The organism is Streptomyces sp. NPDC001406 (assembly GCF_042895285.1).
In the GTDB taxonomy this organism is placed as follows: Bacteria; Actinomycetota; Actinomycetes; order Streptomycetales; family Streptomycetaceae; genus Streptomyces.
In genome coordinates, this window is sequence record NZ_JBIAWG010000002.1 from 185027 (window position 1) to 209192 (window position 24166).

General features: G+C 69.6%; 23 protein-coding genes. 14 read left to right on the plus strand and 9 right to left on the minus strand.

The features are described 5' to 3' along the window. Window positions 1-3: 3 nt before the first annotated feature. On the plus strand, window positions 4-1287 hold the full coding sequence (locus ACFY1J_RS04915) for an MFS transporter (protein WP_390730603.1): 1284 nt from the start codon (window positions 4-6) through the stop codon (window positions 1285-1287). Here ACFY1J_RS04915 and ACFY1J_RS04920 read toward each other — a convergent pair. Next, on the minus strand, window positions 1226-2125 hold the full coding sequence (locus tag ACFY1J_RS04920; RefSeq protein WP_390730604.1) for a hypothetical protein: 900 nt from the start codon (window positions 2123-2125) through the stop codon (window positions 1226-1228). The two genes, ACFY1J_RS04915 and ACFY1J_RS04920, sit on opposite strands and share 62 nt — an antisense overlap. Next, a complete protein-coding gene (locus ACFY1J_RS04925; protein WP_390707451.1) occupies window positions 2122-3303 on the minus strand; it encodes an SPFH domain-containing protein in 1182 nt (393 codons plus the stop codon). Before ACFY1J_RS04925 ends, ACFY1J_RS04920 begins: the two co-directional genes overlap by 4 nt. A 132-nt stretch (window positions 3304-3435) precedes the next feature. Here ACFY1J_RS04925 and ACFY1J_RS04930 point away from each other — a divergent pair, with 132 nt between their 5' ends. From ACFY1J_RS04930 to ACFY1J_RS04940, 3 genes are all read left to right on the plus strand, one after another. Beyond that, window positions 3436-4659: an arginine deiminase gene (locus tag ACFY1J_RS04930; protein WP_390707450.1), complete on the plus strand. Its 1224-nt coding sequence runs from the start codon at window positions 3436-3438 to the stop codon at window positions 4657-4659. A gap of 63 nt (window positions 4660-4722) precedes the next feature. Then, the gene (gene argF, locus ACFY1J_RS04935; protein WP_390707449.1) at window positions 4723-5754 is read left to right on the plus strand and encodes an ornithine carbamoyltransferase; all 1032 of its coding nucleotides are present in this window, start codon (window positions 4723-4725) and stop codon (window positions 5752-5754) included. A 112-nt stretch (window positions 5755-5866) separates the two neighbouring features. Next, window positions 5867-7324, plus strand: a complete 1458-nt coding sequence (locus ACFY1J_RS04940) for an amino acid permease (protein WP_390730605.1) — start codon at window positions 5867-5869, stop codon at window positions 7322-7324. 398 nt (window positions 7325-7722) lie between these two features. Here the strand turns inward: ACFY1J_RS04940 and ACFY1J_RS04945 are convergent, their stop codons facing one another. Next, window positions 7723-8766, minus strand: a complete 1044-nt coding sequence (locus ACFY1J_RS04945; protein ID WP_390730606.1) for a tyrosine-type recombinase/integrase — start codon at window positions 8764-8766, stop codon at window positions 7723-7725. Window positions 8767-9127: 361 nt separating this feature from the next. Further along, the gene (locus ACFY1J_RS04950) at window positions 9128-9313 is read right to left on the minus strand and encodes a DNA-binding protein (RefSeq protein WP_095753128.1); all 186 of its coding nucleotides are present in this window, start codon (window positions 9311-9313) and stop codon (window positions 9128-9130) included. Window positions 9314-9883: 570 nt separating this feature from the next. On the opposite strand from ACFY1J_RS04950, the gene ACFY1J_RS04955 reads away from it, so the two are divergent. The 3 genes from ACFY1J_RS04955 to ACFY1J_RS04965 all read left to right on the plus strand — a co-directional run bounded on the left by ACFY1J_RS04955 (window position 9884) and on the right by ACFY1J_RS04965 (window position 12549). Continuing rightward, on the plus strand, window positions 9884-10552 hold the full coding sequence (locus ACFY1J_RS04955) for an RNA polymerase sigma factor (RefSeq protein WP_390730607.1): 669 nt from the start codon (window positions 9884-9886) through the stop codon (window positions 10550-10552). Window positions 10553-10619: 67 nt separating this feature from the next. Then, window positions 10620-10922: a hypothetical protein gene (locus ACFY1J_RS04960; protein WP_390730608.1), complete on the plus strand. Its 303-nt coding sequence runs from the start codon at window positions 10620-10622 to the stop codon at window positions 10920-10922. A 40-nt stretch (window positions 10923-10962) separates the two neighbouring features. Continuing rightward, window positions 10963-12549 carry a hypothetical protein gene (locus tag ACFY1J_RS04965; protein ID WP_390730609.1) on the plus strand — a complete coding sequence of 529 codons (1587 nt, stop codon included), beginning with the start codon at window positions 10963-10965 and terminating at the stop codon, window positions 12547-12549. Window positions 12550-12597: 48 nt separating this feature from the next. On the opposite strand, the gene ACFY1J_RS04970 is transcribed toward ACFY1J_RS04965, so the two are convergent. The 4 genes from ACFY1J_RS04970 to ACFY1J_RS04985 form a co-directional block, all read right to left on the minus strand. Beyond that, window positions 12598-13047, minus strand: a complete 450-nt coding sequence (locus tag ACFY1J_RS04970) for a single-stranded DNA-binding protein (protein WP_390730610.1) — start codon at window positions 13045-13047, stop codon at window positions 12598-12600. A 57-nt stretch (window positions 13048-13104) separates the two neighbouring features. Next, complete coding sequence (locus ACFY1J_RS04975) at window positions 13105-14022, minus strand: peptidoglycan-binding protein (protein ID WP_390730611.1); 918 nt, start codon at window positions 14020-14022, stop codon at window positions 13105-13107. Window positions 14023-14146: 124 nt separating this feature from the next. Then, window positions 14147-14785 (minus strand): hypothetical protein, encoded by a 639-nt coding sequence (locus ACFY1J_RS04980; protein ID WP_390730612.1) that lies wholly within the window; start codon window positions 14783-14785, stop codon window positions 14147-14149. Window positions 14786-14806: 21 nt separating this feature from the next. After that, a complete protein-coding gene (locus tag ACFY1J_RS04985; protein ID WP_390730613.1) occupies window positions 14807-15442 on the minus strand; it encodes a hypothetical protein in 636 nt (211 codons plus the stop codon). 429 nt (window positions 15443-15871) lie between these two features. Here ACFY1J_RS04985 and ACFY1J_RS04990 point away from each other — a divergent pair, with 429 nt between their 5' ends. From ACFY1J_RS04990 to ACFY1J_RS05020, 7 genes are all read left to right on the plus strand, one after another. Further along, a complete protein-coding gene (locus ACFY1J_RS04990; RefSeq protein ID WP_390730614.1) occupies window positions 15872-16477 on the plus strand; it encodes a hypothetical protein in 606 nt (201 codons plus the stop codon). Window positions 16478-16533: 56 nt separating this feature from the next. Continuing rightward, window positions 16534-16836 carry a hypothetical protein gene (locus ACFY1J_RS04995; protein ID WP_390730615.1) on the plus strand — a complete coding sequence of 101 codons (303 nt, stop codon included), beginning with the start codon at window positions 16534-16536 and terminating at the stop codon, window positions 16834-16836. Further along, a complete protein-coding gene (locus ACFY1J_RS05000; protein ID WP_390730616.1) occupies window positions 16833-17909 on the plus strand; it encodes a hypothetical protein in 1077 nt (358 codons plus the stop codon). Before ACFY1J_RS04995 ends, ACFY1J_RS05000 begins: the two co-directional genes overlap by 4 nt. 14 nt (window positions 17910-17923) lie before the next feature. Then, a complete protein-coding gene (locus ACFY1J_RS05005) occupies window positions 17924-18745 on the plus strand; it encodes an ATP-binding protein (RefSeq protein ID WP_390730617.1) in 822 nt (273 codons plus the stop codon). A 156-nt stretch (window positions 18746-18901) separates the two neighbouring features. Further along, window positions 18902-20098, plus strand: coding sequence for a DUF2637 domain-containing protein (locus ACFY1J_RS05010; RefSeq protein ID WP_390730837.1), 1197 nt, complete (start codon window positions 18902-18904; stop codon window positions 20096-20098). A 62-nt stretch (window positions 20099-20160) separates the two neighbouring features. After that, complete coding sequence (locus ACFY1J_RS05015; RefSeq protein ID WP_390730618.1) at window positions 20161-20589, plus strand: hypothetical protein; 429 nt, start codon at window positions 20161-20163, stop codon at window positions 20587-20589. 114 nt (window positions 20590-20703) lie between these two features. Continuing rightward, the gene (locus ACFY1J_RS05020; RefSeq protein WP_390730619.1) at window positions 20704-22407 is read left to right on the plus strand and encodes a hypothetical protein; all 1704 of its coding nucleotides are present in this window, start codon (window positions 20704-20706) and stop codon (window positions 22405-22407) included. A gap of 748 nt (window positions 22408-23155) precedes the next feature. Here ACFY1J_RS05020 and ACFY1J_RS05025 read toward each other — a convergent pair. Next, entirely contained in the window at window positions 23156-23980 is an 825-nt protein-coding gene (locus ACFY1J_RS05025) for a hypothetical protein (RefSeq protein WP_390730620.1), read from the minus strand. Between the last annotated feature and the right edge of the window lie 186 nt (window positions 23981-24166).

The following is a 24166-nucleotide window of genomic DNA, read 5'->3' on the forward strand; positions in this document are numbered from 1 at the left end:
GGGGTGGCCGCGGCGACCGCCGAGGCCCGGCCGCTCCCGCTGCGGCGGCAGCGGGCCTTCGTGCTGCTGTGCGGCGAGCAGATCGCCGGCTCCGTCGGACGCCAGGTCACCGCCCTCGCGGTGGCGCTGCTCGCGGTGACCGACCTGGACACCGGGCCGTTCGGCGCGGCCGCGGTGCTCGCGTTGACCTATCTGCCGGGGGCCCTGCTCAGCCCGTTCGCCGGAGTGCTCGTCGACCGGGTGCGGCTGCGCCGGCTGCTCGTCGTGGTCACCGCCGCACAGGCCCTGGTCGTGGGCTCGGTCCCGCTCGCGAACGCCCTGGGAGGAATCGGCCGTCCGCAGTTGTACGGCGTCGCCGTCGTCTCCGGCGCGCTGACCTTCACCCTCTCGGTCGCCCTGCAGGCGGCGCTGCCCCGGGTCGTCGGACCGGCCCGGCTGCTGGCCGCCAACTCCGCGCTCACCGGGGCCCGTACGGCCGGACTGATCGGCGGCCCGGCACTCGGCGGTGTGCTGGTCGGGATCCTCGGACCCGCCCCGGCGCTGCTGGCGGGCAGCGCGGCCTACGCCATCGAGGCACTGCTCCTGCTGGCCCTGCCCGCGGCACTGAACGACCCGGCCGAACCGAGGGGTGCGCAGTCGCCGACGGCGCTGCTCCGCACGGGACTTGAGGTGGTGCGCGGCGAACCGAGGCTGCGCCGGATGGTCCTCGCGGGCGCCGGGCTCAACCTCGGCAGCGGTGCGGCGGGCGCGCTCCTCGTGTACTACGCGACCCGCGATCTCGCCCTGTCCGCCTGGCAGTTGGGCATCTCGTACGCCGTGCACAGCGCGGCCACGCTGGCGGGGGTGGGTGTCGCCGGCCGCTTCGCCCGGACGGCGGGGCTGTGGTCGGCCACCAGGATCTGCGCGCTGCTGGCGGGTGGCGCGGTCTTTCTGGTCCCGGCGGCCGCGCTGGGCCCCGCATTTCCGCTGCTGCTCGGCTACCAGGCCTGTTACGGGCTCGCCGTCACCGTCTGGGCGATCTCCATGACCACGCTGCAGCAACTGACCACACCGGAGGGCATGCAGGGCCGTGTCGCCGGGTTCGTGCAGGCCGCGCTCCTCGGCACGGTGCCGGTCGGAGCGCTGGCGGGCGGAGCGCTGGCCGCCGGGATCGGCAATGTGCCCGTGCTCCTCGGGTCGGCGGTGGTGGCGCTGCTGGCGGCGGCGAGTCTGTGGACGCCGGGCGTCAGCCGACCAGCCGCAGTCGCTGCCCGCACACCCGAACCCGGATCGTCTGCCCCCAGGTGAGCTCCAGCGCGTCGCTCTCGATCCCGTCGCCGAAGGCGATCAGCCGATCGGACTCGACGGTGACCGACAGGGCCTGAGCGACCGCGAGTTCGCCCGCCACCAGGGACGTTCCGGTGGCCGGTGACGGCCAGGCCTCCCGTACGAACCACAGCAGCCGGTCCTCGGTGGGGGAGGGGAGCGCAAGCCGGCTGGCCCGCTCCTGCCACACCGACCGGAGCCACCCGGTGGCTCCGGTCCCGGTCCCCACCAGCACCCCGGACGAGGCCTGGGCCTCGACGACACCCCCGTCGCCGTCGAGGCCCAGGCGGTACCGGGCGGTCTGATGCCCGGCCGCCCCCAGATAGATCTCGTTGAGCGCGACCAGGCGCTGTGTGTCGTCCGCGACGGCCTCGACCATGGTGAGTTCGTCCATGCCGGTGCCCCGGGCCAGGGCGGCCGGCAGCAGCGCGGCCGCGTCCGCGGGCCGGTGCCGTACGAGCACACCGGGGTTGCGGCCGGGATCGGAGTCGATGCCCAGCACCGGCTGGCCCGCGAGGTACTTGGCGGCGTTCGCCACCAGCCCGTCCTGGCCCACCACCACGACCACGTCCTCGGGCGCGAACAGGAAACGGTCCAGGTCGGCCCGCTCCACGCGGCTCTGCCGCCAGGTCAGCGGGACCGCCGAGGCGACCTCGGCCAGCGCGCGTCGCGTGCAGTGGTGGCGTTCGGCGACCTCGTCGATGTCACGGCCGCGGGAGGCGAGGAAGAAGGCGGCCTGGCCGTGCGTGCCGTGCCGGGCCACCAACTCCTCGTACTCCGTGGTGCGATGGACCAGCACGGCACGCGGGGCGAGACTCATTCCTCCGTCCCGGTGCCGCCGAGCTTCGCCAGCAGTCCGGTGAGCACGTCCGGCGACACGGTCACGCTGTCGATCCGGGGCAGGTTCTCCGCCAGCCGGGTGGCGGTCAGGGCGTGCAGGGTCGCGACACCGTCGACTCCGGCGTCCGCGTGCACCCGCAGCCATGCGGCCTGCGCCTGTGCCCGCGCCTCACCCACCTCGCGCGCGCCCTCGGCCTCGGCGCGGGCGAGCCGTGTCGAACGGGCCGCCTCCGCCTCCGCCAGCCGGGCCGTCCGCGCGGCCTCCGCCTCGGCGAGCAGCCCGGTGCGCCGTGCCTCGGCGTCGGCCAGTCGCACCGACCGGTCGGCCTCCGCCTCCGCGAGCTTCACCGAGCGGGCCGCCTCGGCCTCGGCGAGCCTGACCGTCCGCGCCGCCTCCGCGCGGGCGCGGACCGCGTCGGCCGCCGCGTGCTCCTCGGCCTCGCGTCGCGTGTTCGTGCCGCGCTGCTCGACCAACTGCTCCTCGCGGCGGGCGAGTTCGATCTGGCTGGCCAGCTCGTTCTCGGCGATCGTCCGCTCCCGTTCGACGGCCACCGCCCGCCGTTCGTAGGTGGCCCGGTCGGCCTCCTGCTGGATCTGCTCACGGGCCGGGGTGCGCAGCGCCCGCTCCACCTCGGGCTCGGGCCGCAGCGCCATCACACGGACGGCGACGACCTCGATGCCGATGGCCGGCAGCCGGGGCTCGGTGCCCAGCCCCTCCGCGATCCGCTCGCGTACCGCGCTCACCCCGTCGGCCAGCGCCGACGACAGCGGCGTACGGGCGAGGACGGCCAGCGCGTGCTGCTGCGCCGTCTCGGTGAGCAGCGTGCCCAGCTGCTCCAGGGGCGCGCCCCGCCACACGCCCGTGTCGGGGTCGATCGAGAAGTCCAGGCGGGCGGCGGCGACGGCCGGATCGCCGATCCGGTAGGTGACCGTCGCCTGCACGGCCACGTCCTGGAAGTCGGACGTGCGGGCGTGGAAGGTCATCGCCAGCTCACGGTCGTCGACCGGCACCTCCGAGAGCGCGGCGGTCAGCGAGCGGTACCAGAAGCTGAGCCCCGGGCCGTCGTGCGCGAGCCTTCCCGACCGGTGGTGTCTGATGTGCGCCGTCGGGGCGCCGCGCAGATGGCGCCAGCCGAGGCGCCGGGTGATGTCGGCCATGGAACCCCCTCCAATTTTCGTCATGTAGACGATAAGCGGAGGGACCGCTTGTCGTCAACGGGACGAAAACAAGAAGATTCCGAAACGGTCGAGCAGAGGGTGAAGGCGGTCTTCTGTGGTCAGGATGGAGGCATGGGATTCCACGTCGACTCCGAGGCCGGGCGGCTGCGCCGCGTCATCCTGCACCGGCCGGATCTTGAGCTCAAAAGGCTCACCCCCAGCAACAAGGACGCCCTCCTCTTCGACGACGTGCTGTGGGTGCGCCGGGCGCGCGCCGAGCACGACGGGTTCGCCGACGTGCTGCGCGACCGCGGCGTCACCGTCCACCTCTTCGGTGACCTGCTCGCCGAGACCCTGGAGATCCCGGAGGCCAGGACGCTCGTCCTGGACCGGGTCTTCGACGAGAAGGAGTACGGCCCCCTCGCCACCGACCACCTCCGGGCGGCCTTCGAGACCCTGCCCGCACGCGAACTGGCCGCGGCCCTGATCGGCGGCATGACCAAGCGGGAGTTCCTGGACGCGCACGAGGAGCCGACCTCCGTCCGCTTCCATGTGATGGACCTGGACGACTTCCTTCTCGGCCCGCTCCCGAACCACCTCTTCACCCGGGACACCTCCGCCTGGATCTACGACGGGGTCGCCATCAACGCCATGCGTCTGCCCGCCCGGCAGCGCGAGACCGTGCACTTCGAGGCGATCTACCGGCACCATCCGCAGTTCCGGGACGAAGCCTTCCGCGTCTGGTCGGCGGGCCAGGCCGACTACCCGTCCACCATCGAGGGCGGCGACGTCCTGGTGATCGGCAACGGCGCCGTCCTGATCGGCATGAGCGAGCGCACCACCCCGCAGGCCGTGGAGATGCTCGCGCACAAGCTGTTCGCCGCCGGCTCGGCGCGGACGATCGTCGCCCTCGACATGCCCAAGCGGCGCGCCTTCATGCACCTCGACACCGTGATGACGATGGTCGACGGCGACACCTTCACCCAGTACGCGGGGCTCGGCATGCTCCGCTCGTACACCATCGAACCCGGCGCCGTGGAGAAGGAACTCAAGGTCACCGACCATCCGCCGGAGCACATGCACCGGGCGATCGCCGCCTCCCTCGGGCTGAGCGAGATCCGCGTCCTGACCGCCACCCAGGACGTGCACGCGGCCGAGCGCGAGCAGTGGGACGACGGCTGCAACGTCCTCGCCGTCGAGCCCGGCGTCGTCGTCGCCTACGAGCGCAACTCCACCACCAACACCCATCTGCGCAAGCAGGGCATCGAGGTCATCGAGATCCCGGGCAGCGAGCTGGGCCGGGGCAGAGGAGGACCGCGCTGCATGAGCTGTCCGGTGGAACGGGATGCTGTATAGAAATGTGGTTGGTCGTATAGACTTCCAGCCGTCCCGTGATCTCGTACCCCTGGAGCGCCCCCCATGGCGACAGTCCCGACCGCCCTCGCCGGCCGCCACTTCCTCAAGGAGCTGGACTTCACCCAGGAGGAGTTCCGCGGCCTGGTCGAGCTGGCCGCGGAGCTGAAGGCCGCCAAGAAGGCGGGGGCCGAGACGCAGTACCTGCGGGGCAGGAACATCGCGCTGGTCTTCGAGAAGACCTCGACGCGCACCCGATGCGCGTTCGAGGTCGCCGCCGCCGACCAGGGCGCCTCGACGACGTATCTCGACCCCTCCGGCTCGCAGCTGGGCCACAAGGAGTCGGTCAAGGACACCGCCCGGGTCCTCGGGCGGATGTTCGACGCCATCGAGTACCGCGGGCACGGACAGGGCGTCATCGAGGAACTGGCCGCCTTCGCCGGGGTCCCCGTCTACAACGGCCTCACCGACGAGTGGCACCCCACCCAGATGCTCGCCGACGTGCTCACCATGACCGAGCACTGCGACAAGCCGCTCACCGAGACCGCCTTCGCCTACCTCGGCGACGCCCGCTACAACATGGGCAACTCCTACCTCGTCACCGGAGCCCTGCTCGGCATGGACGTCCGGATCGTCGCGCCCCGGCTGCTGTGGCCGGACGACACCATCGTCGAGGTGGCCCAGCAGCTCGCCGGTGCCTCCGGCGCCCGGATCACGCTCACCGACGACGTGAAGGAGGGTGTGCGCGGCGCCGACTTCATCGCCACCGACGTATGGGTGTCGATGGGCGAGCCGAAGGAGGTCTGGGACGAGCGCATAGCGCTGCTGGGCCCGTACGCCGTGACCATGGACGTGCTCCGCGCCACCGGCAACGAGCAGGTGAAGTTCCTGCACTGTCTGCCCGCCTTCCACGACCTCGGCACCGCCGTCGGCCGCGAGATCCACGAGCGGCACGGACTGACCGAGCTGGAAGTCACCGACGAGGTGTTCGAGTCCGAGCACTCCGTCGTCTTCGACGAGGCGGAGAACCGGATGCACACCATCAAGGCCGTCCTGGTGGCCACCCTCGGGCGGCCTGCCGCACGCGGCGTTGCCTGACCGGCCTCACCAGGCCTTATCCTGTCCGGCGGCCCGGCGCCACCCCTGCCACGGCCGCCACAGCGATCGACACCGGATCGCGCCCGCACCACCAGAAACGAGCACCACCCGTATGCCCGCTCAGCCCACCAAGCTGCGTACCAAGTCCCCCGCCCTGCTGGTCGCCGAGTCCGGCGCCGACCGCGAAGGCCACGGCCTCAAGCGCACGATGGGCCTCTTCCAGCTGATCTGCTTCGGCGTCGGCGCGATCGTCGGCACCGGCATCTTCGTCGGCCTCTCCGACTCGGTCGCCCAGGCCGGTCCCGCCGTCGTCGTCTCCTTCATCCTCGCCGCGATCACCTGCGTCTTCACCGCCTTCTCCTTCGCCGAGCTCGGCGGCGCGATCCCGGTCTCCGGATCGTCGTACTCCTTCGCCTACGCGGGCCTCGGCGAGTCCACCGCCTTCCTCGTCGGCTGGTGCCTGCTCCTGGAGTACGGCATCTCGATCTCGGCCGTCGCCGTCGGCTGGAGCCAGTACGTCAACGAACTGCTGCACAGCCTCACCGGCCTGCAGCTCCCTGCCGCGCTCTGCGCCGGTCCGGCCGACGGCGGGATCGTCAACGTCCCCGCCGTGATCGTCATCGCCCTGGCGTCCGTGCTGCTGGTGCGCGGTGTGCGCGAGAGCGCCCGGGCCACCGCCGCCATGGCCGGGGTCAAGCTCGCCATCCTCGTCGCCTTCTGTGCCATCGGCTACAGCGCCTTCAAGCACGGCAACCTCACCCCGTTCTCCCCGGCCGGGCTCGGCGGCATCGGCGCCGGCACCACGGCCGCGTTCTTCTCGTACATCGGCTTCGACGCGATCACCACCGCCGGCGAGGAGGCGAAGAACCCGCGTCGCGACATCCCGGTCGCGATCCTCGTCTGCATGGGCCTGGTCACCCTGCTGTACTGCGCGGTCGCCGTCGCCGCCGTCGGCGCCATCGGCGGCGACCAGGTCGCGAACCGGCCCGCCGCGCTCTCCTACGTCGTCAACCAGGTCACCGGCTCGGCGATCGGCGGCGGGGTCATCGCCTTCGGCGCGGTGGTCGCCATCGCCTCCGTCGTGCTCGCCGTGATGTACGGCCAGACCCGCATCCTGATGTCGATGTCCCGGGACGGACTCATCCCGCGCGTCTTCGAGAAGGTGTCGCCCCGGACCTCCACGCCCGTCGCCGGCACCCTGATCGTCGCGGTCGTCTTCGCCCTCCCGGCGGCCCTCGCCCCGCTGGACGCCGTGATGAACCTGTGCACCATCGGCACGCTCGCCATCATGGCCGTCGTCAACATCACGGTGATCGCCCTGCGCCGCCGCGAACCGGCCCTCGTCCGCTCCTTCCGGGTGCCGCTCTACCCGGTCGTCCCGCTGCTCGGCGTCGGCTTCTGCCTGTACCTGATGTACGAGACCGGCTGGCAGACCTGGATCCAGTTCGCGGTGTTCCTCGTGGTCGGACTGATCGTCTACGTCACCTACGGGCGCCGGCACTCCACGCTGGTCACAGCGTTGGACGAGGCTGCGGACGCCGCTCCTGAGAGGGAACCACAGGCAGTCTGAACCACAGCGACTTGACTGACGCGGACCCCGTTACACACCGGTTCAAACCGGGCCACGCGGCTACGTACGTAGCCATGAAAGCAGCCACGGAACTTGGACCGGGAGTCGGGCGGAGGCGCGGGGCGAGTCGACTGTAGGTGGCCCTGTCCTGGGACGTCCGCTCGGCCTCGCGCCGATGCCTCAACATGCGGTGACTCCGTCGCTTAGCTCGTACCCCCTCGATAACCCACTGGGTGGGGAGGACGAGCCGACCGGCGGCCCCGGCGCGATCTGCGGAGGCAAGCTCAGTGGGCTGAGAAACGCGAAGCAGGGCTGAGGCCGGTTGCCGGCCTCAGCCCTGCTGAAGTTCCCCCAGTGCCGCTGCGCTCATCTGGGGGCGGCGAGGACGGGGCGGGCCGTCACGCTGCGATGCCGATGCGGGAGGGTTGCGGCCGCGCTGTCAGGCCAGCGGCCACTGCCCCGTGCGTGTCGGCGTGGTCGCTCAGGAGGTGGCTATAAGTGCGCCGCAGCTCCTCGACGGAGTCGCCCACCCACGCCGCCACAGTGTGCTCAGGGATGCCGTTCTGGAGGCACGTGGAGATGAAGGTGTGCCGAAGGTCATGGAAGGTCGGCAGGTTCCCCTCCGCGTCCTTGATGCCCAACTCCAGCAGTGTGGGCTTCCACAAGAAGTCGTTGAAGTAGCTCCGGCTCAGAAGGTTCTTCTGCCGCGTCCAGAAGAGTGCGCGTGCCATGCCCTCCTTACAGTCGTCGACCTTCTTCTTGTGCTCCCACAGGATGGTCTCCGTGGCCTGTGGCGGGTAGCGCTCCATGTGCTCCTCCAGGGCTTCCAGGAGGTATGGGGCCATCGGCGCTTCCTTTGTGCTGAGGCGTGGGCTTGTCTTGAGGCGGTCTATGAGGAGGGGGACGTAGTTGGTCTCCTTCGTCTTGAGTACCTGTCGGCGTATGGTGAGCAGCCGTCGGTCCGAGTCGATGACGTCGGTGCACACGCCGAACGCCTCGGCCTGCCGGGTACCGCAGGCGAAGCCGAGCATGGGGATGACGCGGTAGCGCTCAGGGAATTCGTCGTAGATCGCCCAGCACTCGTCAGGGGTGAAGACGTATGACGTCGACTCGCCTACGTAGGGCCCGTCTACCTCGTACGTGGGATTCGCGGTGATCTTCCCGTTCTGAAGGGCATCCTTGAGGACCATCTTGAAGACTTTCCAGTGGCCCTCCGCAGTCGAGTTGGCGATGCGCTCGTTGGCCTCCATCTCCTGGACCCAGGCTTCGACCTGGGCCCTCTTGATGGTGCGTAGGCGTTGGTTGCCCCAGCGGGGATTGAGGTGTAGGCGGATGGCCAGCTCGTAGCCAACAATGCTGATCTCCTTCGCGCGGCGCCTGCTGAGCCAGTCGGCAGCCCACTGTTTGAAAGTGAGGTTCGTTTCGACGGGCTCGGGGGCCACGCCTGGAGTCATTCCGTCGAGAATGGACTGTGCCTGGGCCTGGGTCAGGCCAACTGACTCGGGGATCGTGGCCCGTGTGCGGTTCCCCGCGTCGTTCGTGCGGTTGTAAGACCAGCTATGGCCACATCCGCCCTTCTTGGGTCTGTTCTGGTCGGGGCAATCGCACCGCTTGTACACAGTGGGCTTGCGTGCCACGGGACGCCTCTCGCGATCTTGGTCGATTCTCAGGTGACTCCCTGGCCAGGGGAGTCGGACTCTACTTATGCGCAGCCATGGCTGGTCAAGCCGTCGAGCGGGAGGCGGAACGGTCCGTCGTGTCCCTTCTATTCGCGGCTATAACACCCCTGCTGGCGCTGGGAATTCACTCGGTACGCGCGTCAAGCCATGCTTCGAAATCGCGCTCCCGGACGCGGAGGATGCGATCACTGATGCGCACGACGGGGATGTCCCAACTCCTGTAGTTGTCGAGCACGGTGCGCTTTGTGAGTTCCATCCGCTCGGCAATCGTCTCGAAACTCAGCAATACGTTGGAACCGCCGCGAGCCATCGTCGTCCTCGTACATTCGTAGGTGCCCCCGGGCGGACCGATCCGACCGGATGGAGCCGGTTCCGTTCAGTCCGGCACCGGGAAGTACGTCGATCACCGGAATCTGTTACACCCGGGAGAAGCCCAACGCGTCGGCCGCACCATGGAATCGGTCCGGGGTGGTGGCGCCAGCGTTGGAAGGCGTCGGTCGGGCCGGCGGCTGAGACCTCGGATGCTATCGACGGCGTCGCCGCCGGGTCTGCTGCGCGGCCGGCGCCGACGGAGATCCGTTCCTCGAACGGCAGGAGTATCGGGTACGACTGAGGGGCCTCAGTCCCGGGGGCATAGCCCGCTTGTGCTCTCGCTTCGGGCCTTGTGGTGCCGGGTTGCTCTCCAGGTGCACGCTCGCACCGTGTGCAGAGCGCGCGTTGCGAGGCATCGCTAACCTGTTCGATGCAGTCCGTGAGGGTTGGTTATGCTGCCTCAGCGCCGCATCGAAACATGATCGTCCGTAGGGGAGACCGCGATGGTGTGCCCAAGTGCGGCGCTGTAGCTGAACACCGCAGCACCGGCTTGGGGGGATATCACGCCGTGACAGATACGTTGGAGGCCCTGGTCGTACGCGCCTCAGCAGGCGGAGATGACGGGGCCGACGCCATCGCGGCGTTGTACGACGAACTCAATGACACCGTGTACCACTGGGTGCGGCTCTACATCCGGGACGGGCATGTCGCGGAAGACTTGTGCCAGGAAGTGTGGCTGAAGGTCGCCCAGAACATCGGCAAGTATCGCTTGGGTACGAGTCTGCTGGCCTGGCTGCGCACGATCACCAAGAACACCGCGCTCGACCATCTACGTTCGGTGCAGCGGCGCCCCTCTGAGGTGCTGTACGCAGACCACCTTGAACTCGACCGGCCGCGCTTCGACCAGAGCCCGGAAGAACACGCCGAACGGCGTGCACTGGCTCAAGCCGTTGCCACCCAGATGCACAAACTGCGTTCGGAGCAACGGGAGGTCCTGATCTTGCGGTTCTTCGACGGGCTCAGCCCGGGGCAGACTGCACAGATCATGGGGAAGACGGACGGCGCTGTCCGTACCCTCACGGTGCGGGCCCTGCGCAAACTTGCCGCTGTGATGCCGTCGGGGGAGTCCTCCGCACAGTTGATTGAAGAACTGCTGTCGGCGGCGGTGGACAGAAATAGAGTTGTTGGAACACGGGTTGAGATACGAGAGGCGAGGGCGCATGTCGCGACGCGCTGACCAGAGCGAACGCTTGGAGCGGGCGCTGGAAAGCGGGCCTATCCCTCACGATGAGGAGACCCGCCAGATGCTGGCTGCCGCGGGTGCGTTGCGGCCCGGCTACCGACGTAGCCCTTCGAGGGTGCGCGCCGCCAGGGAGGCGATGCTCCGCGAGTTCGCCCGCGTCCAGAACCCCCAGAAGACACGGGAGGACGCCGGATCGGGAGATGGCCTGGACGAGCCGGAGCTCCATCGCGAAGAGATTGAACTGCCCGATGGCGGTCAGCTCGTCCTCACCGACATCGAAGAGATCACACCCGAGCGTGCCGAGAAGATGGCCGGCCGCATCGCTCGCATCCTGAACAGCAAGGAAAGAGATCGCCAGAGTTGAGCCACGCAATACCTGGCGGCCCCGGAAGCTGGGGGCAGCCGTGAGCAAGTCGCAGCCGCGCGTCCAGATCCACATCCTGAGGCCCGAGGACGAGGAAGATGCTGACCTCACCGACCTGGGCCTGGTCAACATCGGAGGCGAGCGCCACCTGTTCCTGAAGCCTCAGAGCTTCGACTCGGCCGTACGGCAGGTGCGTTCTGCGATGCCGGATCTCTCGCTGGAGCAGGTCGAGCGCTTGGTGCGCGAGCACTCGGAGTTCAAGGACTTCGATGAGCTGCTGGGGGCGGTCGAACCTGCTCCACCGCTGGACATCACCCCCATGCCCGACGGACCTCTCCAGCCCGTACGTCCGCGCGGCCGAGTGAAGAGGTGGGTGATTGCTGCTGCGCTGATGCCTGCGCTCGCCGGGAGTTGGGCACTGGGCCGGTACACGAACGTCGTCGACAACGAGCCCGTGCAGGCCAAAGCCAGTGCACCGGATGCGACCAAGGCTGAGGACGCCCCGTTCGCCGACGATAAGTTCGATTTCTTCGCGGGCGCCAGCAAGATCGAATGCGATCCGGTAAGCGCCCTCGAAGCCGAGTGCACCGACGCCGACGGCATGGTGATGTCCACCAAGGCTGCCACCGGCCCTGACTCGACGATCTTCACCTTCTCGTACGGCTCCGAACAGATCGGGCTGCGCATCTTCTACGACGCCAGGTATGCCAAGACCTGGGCCCGCCAAGAAGGCTCGCGGGAGCTGTACCGACACCTGAAGGTTCACGGCCGGTACGTCCTGTGGGGCACTGACCCCAAGCGGATCGGCGAGTACATGGGCCTACTGCGGGAGGCTGACCACGAGGGAGGTCCGACCGCAATGGGCGGGGCCAGCCCGTTGCCGCCGCGGCTGGCTGCCCTCACTCTGGGCACGCTCGGCCTGAACCGCCAGCAGGTAAACCGGATCATCGCGGAGCCCGCGGTGGCCGTGACCGACGCACCCGCCTTGATCGCGGCGCGGCTCGTGCTGGGCTTGGACACTACGCCGGTGTACCGAGGACACGATGGTGACGACATCGTGGCGCTCGCCATGGGCATCGAACCTCCGGCAACCCGTGGGACTGGAGGGGTGATCCTGGTGAGGGAGCCTGCGCCGGTTCCGCAGACACCGACCCCGCCCCCGCCGAGGACAACAACAGCCCCGCCGCCGAATTCCGAACCCTCGACGCCGGCGCCTACGCCGACCGGGCCGACAGCTCCCACGACGAACCCGTCGACGCCGACCACGCCCACGGCTCCGCCGACGGAAACAACGCCCCCGCCCGCGGAGCCGTCAACGCCGCCGACCACCGACCCGGCGCCAGCGCCGACTCAGCCGGAGGAGCCGAGCACTCCGCCAGCCGAGGAGACGCCGGAACCGCCCGTCGAGACGCCCGTGGAGGAATCCCCGGTGCCGCCGCCGGAGGACACTCCGGCCTCGGTGGAGACGCCCGCGGAAGAGGGCGCGCCTCCCGGGCAGGACCACAACTCAGAGTCGGCCGAACCCCCCGGCCAGGAGAAGAAGGCGCCAAGCGACGCCGAGGACCAGGACGACGGCGACGACTTGCTCATCATGCCGTCAGCCTGGACCGTTCCTGCCGCCGCCTGAACAACCAGAGGGCCCCGGACTGCCCGGGGCCCTCTGCATGCGCATGGGTTAGAACGGCGGCTCGTCGGGGGCCGGGCCAGCCCACGGGTCGTCGGCGACTGGTCTGCTCTGCGCTGCGGCGGCACGCTGCGCCCCGCCGGTCTTGGCGACCTTCGCAGCGGCGTTGCGCAGGCTCGCTCCGACCTCGTCGACATCCAGCTCGTAGACCGTGCGCTTGACGCCCTCACGGTCCTCGTAGGACCGCTGCTTGAGGCGTCCCTGGACGATGACGCGCATGCCCCGCTGCAGGGACTCGGCGACGTTCTCGGCCGCCTGACGCCACACGGCGCAGGTCAGGAACAGGCTCTCGCCGTCCTTCCACTCGTTGGTCTGCCGGTCGAAAGTGCGGGGAGTCGAGGCAACGCGGAACTTCGCGACCGCGGCGCCAGAGGGAGTGAAGCGGAGCTCGGGGTCGTCGACCAGATTGCCGATGACGGTGATGACGGTCTCGCCTGCCACTGACAGGGCCTTTCAGGGACGGGGCCGGCCCGCAACGCGCGGGCCGGCCAGGAACGGTCAGGAGAACAGGAGCTTCCAGGTCTTCGGCCCGGGAATCCCGTCGGCGTCGCCCGCCAGCTCCTTGTGAGCGAGCTGGAAGTCGCGGACGTTCAGCCGGTCCGCCTCGCCCCACTTCGGGCCGGGGCCAGAGGTGTAGTGCTTGCCGTAGCCCTTCCGTACGAGCTGCTGACCGAGCAGGGTGATGGACGCGTTGGACTTGCCGGGCCCGAACTTGTCGGCGCCGGGGAACGGCGGCGCGGGCTTCGGGGTCGGCTTCGTGGTGGAACCGCCGGTCGAACCGCCCTTGAGGGCCGCGGCCTTCGTCTTCGCCTTCGCCAGGAGCGTGGCGATGTCGATGTCACCAGGATCGCCGTGCTCGTTCTCCGGGGGGTGCTGGTGGCCGCACACGCCTGAGAAGCCCCGCCACTCGGCGAAGGTCATGCGCGCCCTGCTGTTGCCGTACGAGGCCGGGTAGGGCAGCCACTCGCTCGGCGCCTTCAGCGGGACGTCGTTCTTGACGTTCTGCCAGGCCAGGAAGTCGGCGAGGTCGTCGAGCGCCCAGTCCGGGGCGTCCGGCCAGTAGATGTAGTGCACGCCCGCCTGCAGCTTGCCCCAGGTCTTGCGATGCGCGGGGTCGCAGGTGCCGACGAGCTCGACCTGGACGACGTCGTCGGTGTTGGTCTCCACGCCGCCGGCCTTGTTGACCAGGGCCCGCGCGGAGCGGTCGAACGCGTAGTGCTGGTACCAGTCGAGCCGCTTCTTGTCGAAGTTCGGCTTCGCCGTGATGTTCGGCGCGACGGCGCCCCTGGAGTAGTCGACGAGGGTGGTGCCCTCGGTGGTGTGCAGGAGGACCTTGTCGGGGTCCATCAGGTCACCCTTGTAGCTCCCCGAGAAGTCGTACGCACGGCTGGCGCCCGGGTAGTAGGTGGTGGTCACGGTTGCTTCCTCCGGTGTTGTTGAGCAGGGAGGGAGCACCGTGCAGGGCGCCGGTGGTTAACGTCGCGCCGTGGAAACGACGGCGGCCCCGGGGGCTTCCTGGGGCCGTCTGTCTGGGGTGTGGTCAGTCGACGAACTCGGCGTCGACGACGCTGCCGTCCTCCAGCTCCGGCGGGTACTCGACGGCGAACAGGCTCTTGTCCAGGCGCTCGGCGAGCGCGGACAGGTCGACAGGCTGCTCGTCGTCGCCGGCCGGTGTGCCGAGTCCGGTGATTTCGACGGCCACCACGGCGTCCTTGCCGTAGTGCTCGCGGTGCTGCCGCTCGAGGTACCAGGCGTCCGCGCGCCAGTCTGGGGAGGTGCGGTCCTCGACGGTCTCCTCGACGATCTCGCCGGTGACGGAGTCGCGGAACCGGCGTGTGGTGACCCTGGTGACGATCCCGCCGTCTGCGACCCTGCGAATGTTGGCCATGGCGCGCGCGGCCGCGGTGGCGCGCGCGGTGCGGACTCTCTCGTACAGAGCGGCGTACTCCTCCAACTCCGGGTCGGGGGCCTCGCCTGCGTCGCGGGCCTCGACCTCGGCGCGGCCCTCGGCCATCCATCGGAGGAAGGTGGTGCGGGAGATCCCGGCCATCTCCGCGGCCAACTCGACGGCGACGCCTGTGCGGGAGGCCGCGACGAGCCGCTGCTCGACCTCTTCGGAGAGCAGGCGTGGGCGACCGCCACGGCTACTGGGCCGGCGGGCCTTGCGTCGGGTGGACATGGGCGGACCTCTGCGGCGGGGTCAGCGGCCAGTGTTGAACATGTGGCCGCAGGCGGGGCAGGTGGTGTGTGCGGCGCGGCCTTCGTCGTCGGGGCTGGGGCCGTCCCCGTGGTCGCCGTCGTCGGGCAGGTGGAGGGTGGGCGGCTCGTCTTCGCGGATGCCGCCGGGCAGGGTCTCGGGATCGACCTGGCCGAGGAGTTTGTCGATCTCGTCGTGCGGGATGGCGAGGGAGTCGAACAGCTCCATCTCGTTGGTGGCCAGGTCCTCGAGGATCGCGGCGAACTCGCGGGGGTCCCAGCCGCCTTCGCCGGGGAGGCGGTTGAGCTTGATGGCCAGGGCCTCGGCCTCGGCGTCGGACTTGGAGGACCAGCCGCGCAGGACGGGGACGAGCCATCCGCCGTCCTCGTCGAGGACGACTCCGCCCGGCAGGGGCATTCCGCGGCTCTGCATCTCTATCAGGGCCTCGCGGCGGCCGTGGCCGTGGAGGACGCATTGGGTCCGCTCGTCGGCGACGGGGACCTCGACCAGGCCGTGCATGCGGATCGCGTCGATGAGGAGTTCCAGCTCGTGCCGCTTGGGGTTTCGCGGCGCCGGCGTGAGGTTGGTGAGCGGCACGTAGGCGATGAAGCGCGGCGGCTTGGCGATCGTCTCGGTCACGGCTGGTGCGGTCCTCTCCCATGCGTCGGTACCGGCAGCGGGTGAGGACTGCGAGCCCGCGGACTCCTACCGCGGCGCCCCGCCTCGCAAGCGGGACATGCCGTCATGGCCGGTCCTCGCCCGCTGCCGGGCCGGTGCTGCCCTCGTTCCGGTTGGGGCGGCGCCGGGGCTCTACCGGCTCCTGGTGACGTCGCCGGAAGTGGTAGGGCCGCGGGGGAATGTAGGCAGACAGGCCTCTAACGTCGCGCTCTACACACGCGAGTCTCATTGCTGTACTGTTCGGTGTGGCTGGGAGAGCGACCCAGCTACCTGGGCCTAGGTGTAACAAAAATCGGCGGCTGTCGTACCTCCATGCGACGCCCTGAGACGCCCCGCCCGGGACAGCCCAAACCCCCTGGCTCTGGCGTCCAGGGAAGGAAGGAACACCGCATGGCGAACGACGCCGTCGAGGACAACAAGGCCGAGCAGTCTGCCGACCTGCCTCTCTCCGACGTCGGTCTGGTCGGCGCCCTCGCCCGACTGCTCGACGAGCAGATGGTGAAGAAGGTCATCAAGCCGCGCATCGACGCGCCGAAGGTCCCCCTCCTCAAGGCGTACAAGGGCGGGCAGTCCGAGCTTGTCGTCCAGATCGGGGGCGACGTCATCGGCCGGTACAAGGTGAACCTGGCGCAGCCTCGGATCGTCGTCGACGAGGACAACGAAGCGGCGCTCAACGAGTACGCCGACAAGCATGGCGGAACGAAGGTCGTCATCACCCGGGACGAGACCTGGGAGAAGTCCCTTCTCCAGTTCGCCGAGTACGACGAGGACTCCGGCCTGATCATCGACAGCAGGACCGGCGAAGTGGTCCCGGGCCTCAAGTACGAGCAGGGCGGGCAACCCACGGGGAGCCTCACGTGGACGTGGGAGCGGAAGGACGTCGGTAGGAAGCGGCTGATGCGCCATTACCAGGAGGGGGACCTGAACTACCTCCTGAAGGAGGCGCCGGAGCTGATGGCCGGACCCCGGCCCAACGCCGAGGACGACCAGCACTGACCGCCTCCGGGCCCGGCCCGCGGCGGCCGGGCCCTCCTCCCCGAGGGACACTCCCGATGACCACGCCCACTGACGTGCTCGATCCGGCACTTGCCAGTGACATTTCCGATCGCGCGTTCCGCCTGTTCTGCGCCATCACCACGCATCCCGCCGACGCCGACGACCCATGGGTCGCCATCCCGCCCATCGCCGAGAGGATGCGGTTGACGCCTCACCAGGTGCGCCTGCCGCTCGCTGAACTCCGCAAGGCCAACATGGTCGTGAGCCAGCGTCGATACGAGACAGGCAGCACCGGCCGCAAGACGTGGCACACCTACGTCCGCCTCGTCGACGACGCTCCCACCGAGGCCGCCGCATGAGCCGCCTGAGCCGCCGCGACGGCACCCGAGTCAACCAGCGGGTCTACACCGTCCCGATCGAGTCCGACACGGCCAACGACGACGAGGTCAGCTTCCGCGCTCTCGGCCTGCTGACTCACATGCTCAACAAGCCCCCGGACTGGCAGATGCGTTCCGAGCAACTGTCCAAGGGCAAGAAGCGTGAGGGTCGCGACGCCATCCGTAAGACCCTGCACGAGCTGGCCGCGGGCGGGTACTACCGGCTCGAACGCCGGCGGTTCCGAGACGGCAAGCACGCGATGGGCACCGCGATCAGCTTCTACGCCGTCGAGCAGTGGAAGAAGGACTACGTCACCTTCGGCGGAGAACTCGCCATTCCCGTCGTCGAGCAGGAAGACGGCTCGTTCCTCGTGCAGTACCCCGACGGCTCGATGGGCAGTGACGGCTTCGACCACGGCCGCGACGAGCCTCCCGCCGATGACGAGCCCGCGGAGCCCGGCGACGACGAGCCCGAGCGGCCTGCGGACGACGAGCCGGAACCGCCTGCCCCGCCCGCCAAGAAGACAACGCCCCGCAGGAAGACCCCGCCCGCGGCGAAGAAGGAACCCGCGGAGGAGCCGGCGACGCCAGCCAAGAACGCCACGGAGGAGAAGCAGACCGAGGCCGACCAGAAGGCGGCGGAGAAGGCCCTCCTCGACGCGGATGCCGGAGAGGTCGCCAAGTGGTGGTGGGCGGAGGCTGAGAAGCGGTTCGGGCCGTACGTCGGCGACAAGCGTGGATACCTCGCCATGCGCAAGCAGGTCCGCAACGCCTTGGAGAAGGGCTACACCAAGAACCAGTGCGGCAAGGCCCTCATCCGCGCGCAGAAGCACTGGCCCAGTGCCCAGCAGTGGCAGGAAGCCCTCGGCATCGTCACCAACCACATCCAGCCTCGGCAGACCAACGGGCGCATCCCGTACAACGACGCCTCGACGTGGGGGACCACGAACGACACGTCAGCGAGCATGCCCGGCGCCCCCTCCGCCCCACCACCCAGCACTCCCGCAGAGGACGACCCTGACGACGTCACCTTCGGCGTCATCGAACGACCGTAAGGAGCGTGACTCCGATGTCTCTCACCACGGATGCCCCGGTGGTCCCCGCCCCGGGCCGCGGCCTCAACGCCTTCGCTGACCTCAGCGCGCACATCATGAGCGTGCTGGAGAAGAACGGCGCGGACATGTCCCAGCTCGGCGTGCCGCCCCAACCGGAACCGGAAGACGGGCTGTGGGAGGACGTGGCGGTGCCGCAGGCCCGCGCGCGCCGGAATCTTTGGAGGAACAGCATGACGGACGCCGCGCATCACGAGTACCTGCACTTCCGGTTCGAGCACCTGGACCCGAACCAGAAGCCGAACACACTGCGGAACTGGCTCGGTTCCCTCGTAGAGGCGAAGAAGCGCAAGGCCCGTCCGGAGGTCCTGAACCTGATCGTGCCCGGCAACATCGGCAGCGGGAAGACGGCCGCGGTGTGCGCGCTCGGCAACGAGGCAGCGGACCAGGGACTGGTCGTACGGTTCGTGAAGCACGCCACCTACCTCACGTGGCGCCGCCCGGACTCCGCCCCGCACAACCTGACCGCCCACCAGGTGCGGGAGCGGTTCGTCACCTGCGATCTACTCATCCTCGATGAGCTGTGCGGCGAGATGGACATGACCGCCACCGAGTTCGCACGCAAGGAGACCGTCGACTTGATCGACTCCCGGCTCGCGGCGGGCCGGGCCACGGCGTTCTCGACGAACCTGCGCAGCCGGAGCCAGCCGGGCAGTCCCGGCCTGGGTGTGGTCGACATCCTCGGTGAGCGGCTGCTGTCGCGGCTCGAAGCCTCCGCCCACCTGGTGAAGATCACGGGCCCGGACCGGCGGAAGCCCCTAAAACCCCTCGACTGGTAGCCATCTCGAACTGCCCTGATCGAGAGCGGAACTGACGTGACGTGAGCAACGTCAGCGCGAGAGATCAAAAGACGCTATATCGTTTAGTCGACCCGGAAGGCCATGAGCATAAGCCGACCGGGAAGACCCGAACGAAGGGATGGTGTCTTGCCGAAGATGTCGTTTTTCCGCGGCAGCCGGGGCAACCAGCAGAAGCCGACAGAGTTGCTCAACGAGTCCGGGGTGCCACCGTTTACCCGCTGGGAGCGCTTCGGCGCCTGCTTGACCGCAGTGGGCGGGGCTGCCGTTGGAGGCCTCGGCTTCTACGCATCGTTCGACGCTGTGTCGACCGCCGCCGCTTCCTGGGGCTTCACGGAGCCGTGGGTCCTTCCTGCTGCCATTGACTCGGCCATCCCGGTGTTCACCGGCGCATACCTCTTCCTGATCCGTATGGGCATGCCGCTCTCCTGGGCGCGGATCGTCCCCTGGACTCTGAGCCTGATCACCTGCGCGCTGAACGTCGCGGCCGGCAGCTCCCTGTGGTCCAAAGTTGCGCACGGCTCCATGTCCCTGCTCTGGGTTGCCGTCTCCGAGATCGCCGCGCACATCTACGCCGTCCGGATCGGGGCGGCCACCGGGCGCCACCTCATGGACAAGGTCAGGTGGGCTCGCTGGGTCCTCTCGCCACTGCCTACCTTCCTGCTCTGGCGTCGCATGAAGCTGTGGGAGCTGACGTCGTACGACGATGCGCTTGACCTGGAGCAGGAGCGACTCGTCTACCAGGCGCTGCTCCGCGGCCGGTTCGGGCGGGCGTGGCGCAGGAAGGCTCCGGTCGAGTCGTTGCTGCCGCTACAGCTCGTCCGCCGCGGTGTCCCGCTCGCCGAGACGGCTGCCAGCGGTCTTCGCGCGGCGGGCATCGAGCCCACGGGCATCTTCGCTCGGCCGCCGGCGGCGCCGGTCGAGGAAGCAGCGGTGCTCCCGGCCGCTGCTCCGGCCACGACACCCGCTCCGGCCCCGGCTCCGACGGTTCCGGTGGCCGCCAACAAGCCGCGCGCGGTCAGGGCCTCGGTGCCCCGGCAGTCGCAGCCGCGGAACCAGCAGCAGTGGAGCATCCCGCAGTGGAGTACCGAGGATGAGCTGTACGAGATCATCAAGGATGTCCTCGACAACGGGCACCGGGAGGCCTTCAGCGGGCCGCTGACAGGCAAGGGGATCGGGCTAGTCCTCGGCAAACACGAGGGCGAGGGCCGTAAGGTCCGTAGCCGCCTCATTAAGACCTACGCCGCGACGAAGGGCATCAGCATCCCGGACAAGGCCTCTATGGGCGAGATCTTTGCGTTGTTCGGCCAGGCACTGACGCCAGTCAACCCGTAAGGCATCCTGCCTCTACCCGTACCGAAGCGGCGGGCTCCCCACCTGGGGTGCCCGCCGCCTGCATGATCGGACCCACCATGACACCGGAGATCCTGGCCCGGATCACCGCCGCCCGTGCTGCCCGCGACATTTCCGACCTGGCCCGTCAGGCGGTTGGCACCACAGCCGAGACCACGAGCGCCACGGAACGTATCGAGAAGGCGCGCCGCCTGCGCCAGTTGGTGAATGAGTACGTTGACCGGGTTGTCCTGGCCGAGGTGCTGGCCGGCGCCGAGTGGCCGGAGGTCGCCCAGGCGCTCAGCCGACGCGACCCGGGCACGGTGGAGGAGGAGTACGCCGACGCCATCACGGAGTGGAGTGCGCTCACGGAGGACGAGGCCAACGAGGCGGCCGCTGGCGTCGAGGCCCTGGACGACTGGTTCGCCCGGCACCGTGAGGATCACGACCCTGACCTCGAAAAACCCGTCGCTGATCTACTGAACAGGCATTGAGGCGGGCCTTCGTACGGGTAGACTAGTACAGCAATGAGACAGGCGAGAGCTTAGCGCTGTCGCTGACTCATCCTGCGCGGGAGAGCAACCCGCGGGCCCGAACGAAGGAACACGATGCCTGGTATCACCACGCCCCAGCGCGAGCGCAGATCACGTAGGCCGACCGGTCTCCCGAATCCGCCCATGATCGTGCTGTGCGGGCCCGAGAAGTGTGGCAAGAGCTACGAGGCCGCCCTCGGCACTGCATCCGACCTGGTCGGCATGACGTACTGGATCGAGATAGGCGGGTCCGAGGGCACGGCCGACTACTACGGCCGGATTCCCGGCGCCCGGTACGAGATCGTCGAGCATGAGGGCACCTACCAGGACATCCTCGACGCGGTTCGATGGGCCATCGCTCAGCCCCGGGTCAACGGCAAGCCCAACATGATCGTGGTGGACAACGGCACGAACATGTGGGACATGCTCAGCGACGAGCAGGCACTGTTCGCCCGGCAGCGAGCCGTGCGCAAGGCTCAGGACAACCGACGCCGCGCGCCGTCGCTGGACGACCCGGTCGTCGTCGACGCCGACCTGTGGAACCGGGCCAAGGACCGCTGGGGCGAGTTCCTGTGGCTGCTCCGTCGGCACTCCGGCCCCGTGGTGATCATCGCTCGTCAGGAGATCGTCACGGCGTTCGAGAACGACAAGCCCACCCGCAACATCACGCGGAAGATCAAGGCGGAAAAGAACCTTCCGGCCGCGGTCGACGCCATCGTGGAGCTGCACAGTATGGGTGAGGCGTACTTGACCGGCGTGCGCACTCTTCACTGGGACGTCAAGCCCGGTGAGACCCTCCCCTTCCCGGGCTTCTCTGTCGACACCCTGTTGCGTCGGCTCGGGTTCGAGGAGGCCGCATCCGTCCGGCAGGTCACGGAGGCCCGGCCCGACGCGTACCTGCAGGAGCAGGTCCAGCAGCGTGCTCAGCAGCGGCAGCCCGCCCAGCAGCAGGCACCGGCCCGGCAGCGAGGCGGGCACCCGTCGGGCCTGACGGGGGAGCGGGCCGTCGAGCTGGTCTACAAGGCCCTCACGGACGAGAACGACCCGGAGGCGTGTCTGCACGCCATCCGTGAGGAGTGGGGCATCCGCACCCTGCGGCAGGTCTCCACCCGGACGAAGCTATGGGGCGAGATGAACGCGGACGCCCTGATCACCAAGTCCCTTGAGCACATCAAGGAGCAGGCGGAGCAGCGCAGGAAGGCCGCCGATGGAGGGCAGTCGGCCGGGCCCGGTACCCCACCGCCCAGCCAGGGCGAGCAGGAGCAGGCGCGCGAGCACCGCGGGGCCCCAGCCCAGGAGCAGGCTCCCAGCGAGCCGGGTGCCGAGCAGGCGCCGCCGGAAGAGAACGACGCGCCCCCGCCGCCGGACCCCCAGGCCGAGGAGCCCCCGCCCGCCGAGACCCCGGAGGACACCAGCGCGGCTGAGGAGCCGCAGGACCTCCCGCCCCGTCCTGCGGCCAAGTCCGCCCCGTCCCGGAAGAAGGACCCCAACGACCCCAAGCAGGTCGCGCGGCGGGCACTGCTCGACGAAGCCGAGGTTCAGGCCCGGTTGAAATTCGTTACGGTGGGTGAACACCTGGGTCCGATCACCGAGGCCGGAGAACCCGGTCTTGGGCAGCTCCGGGACTACGTTCAGAAGCACCGCGCCGAGGTCGTCGATCTCCTGGAGGAGGCCGACGAATCCGCGCTCGCCGATCTCTACCGCAGGGCGCCGATGCCGGATCTCGGCATCGGGAAGAAGTTCGCCGACTACTTCAACCGCGCGCGCTCTGGGCAGTGAGGTGACGTGAGGTGACGCGCGCCCGGGACCGTTCGGGCGCGCCCACCGCTCTCCGTGGCCTCTCCCCGCGCTCGTCACCTCACCTCACCTCAAGGGGCGCGCCGCGCGCCTCCCTCTCTCCTGCAGGCGCGCCATGGACCGGTGGCCGGCGCGCCCGTGATCGCCGTCCGGAGCGCGCCCGCGCCGCGCGTCGCGCGCCCTCGACAGCGCGCCTTCCCGACCGTGGCGAGCCCCGGCCCGGCGCGCCACGGGGTGATCTTGGCGCGCCTCCAGCCGCGCGCATCGGCGCGCCCGTGCGGGCCAGGCGCGCCCCGATCTAGTGCGCGGCGCTCCGGCCTCACCGCGCCGCGCGCCGCGCCGATTCGAGGCGAGCGCGCGCCGCGCCCTGTTGCCGCGCGGCATCGCGCGCCGCCGGTGGCGCGCCCCCATTTCGGGAGGGGCGCGCCCTGTGACCTGCTGATTCGCTGATGGCGCGTCCCCTTCTCGGGTGGGCGCGCGCCGCCCGCGCGGGTGATCGAGGACGGTTGGCGCGGGGCGCGGGTATGGCTGGGGGAGGCCTTCGAGCGCGCCCTCGACCTTGGAAAGCGGCGCCCCCCCCGCGCGGTCAGGTTCGCGCGCGAGGGTGCGCGCTGGTTCCCTCGAGCGCGCGGGCTGGGCGCGCCTACGCGCGAGTTCGGGGCGCGCCTGGAGACGACGAAGGGCGCCGTGGCGCGCCCTCTTCAGTGTTCCGGCCTGTTGCCGCGCGCCCCTACCGCGCGCCCTTCGACGTGGCTCGGCGGACCGCGCGCGCGTCCCGGCGCTCTTCCCGCTTCCCCTCCCGCAGTTCCGCGCGCACCTGGTGCAGGAGACTCGACAACTCCTCTGGGTGCTTGTCGCCGAGGAGGCGAAGCGCACGCAGCCGTACGTTCGGCTCGGCCGGCATCCGGCCTTGGCGCGCCTCGGCGTACTGGATGGCGTACCGCAGGAAGCGCTGCTCTGCGGCGACACGGTCACGGAAGTCACGGACACGGGCATCGCGCGCCTTACGGCTCTCGCCGGGCGCGGCCGCCGGCAGGAAGCGGCCCGGTTCCTCCGTCATCAAGCGGCAGACCGCGTCCGCCCTGGCCGCTACCCTCGGTGACCGGAAGGCGAGGGCCTGGACCCGCCGAGGCACCGGTCCCGTGACCGGCTCGTCGAGGACGAACGCCGTCCAGCGCCGGGTGAACGTCTCGTCGTCGAGCGCCGCTAGGTGCTTGGCCTCCTCGTGCGCCAGGTCCTCGACGACGTCCTGGTACGGGCGCATGGCCGCCTGCAGGCCGGCCCGGAACGGAGCGATGCGGGCCGCCTGCTGCTTCCTGCTCTCGCCCTCCTTAAGGGGCAGGAAGCTGCGGGCCCGCTTGACGGCCAGCTCCAGCGCATCAAGGGTCCGCGGCGCCATCTGCGGCGCGGCCAACGCGGCGGCCTGGACGCCGTGCGGGGCGTCCCGCTTGTCGGGGGTGCCCGTGACGTGGCGGGCGACCGCGTTCATGAACTCGTCGGGGCTCATGCCCGACAGGCGCTTGATCGCCGCCTCGATCTCCTGCGCTTCGGCCATGCGGTTGGTTCCTCCGGTTCGGGTCGGGCCCGCTGCTCTCGGGCCGAAAGTGCGCGTTGTGCCGCTGGGGCAGCAAGAGGTGGCCGTACCGAGCCGTGCGACAGCGTGTGCCGGATCATCACAGGAGCAACCGCTCCCCGGCCCCGAGTGCTCTGCACGCACCCGGTGGTCTCGATGCACTTGTCA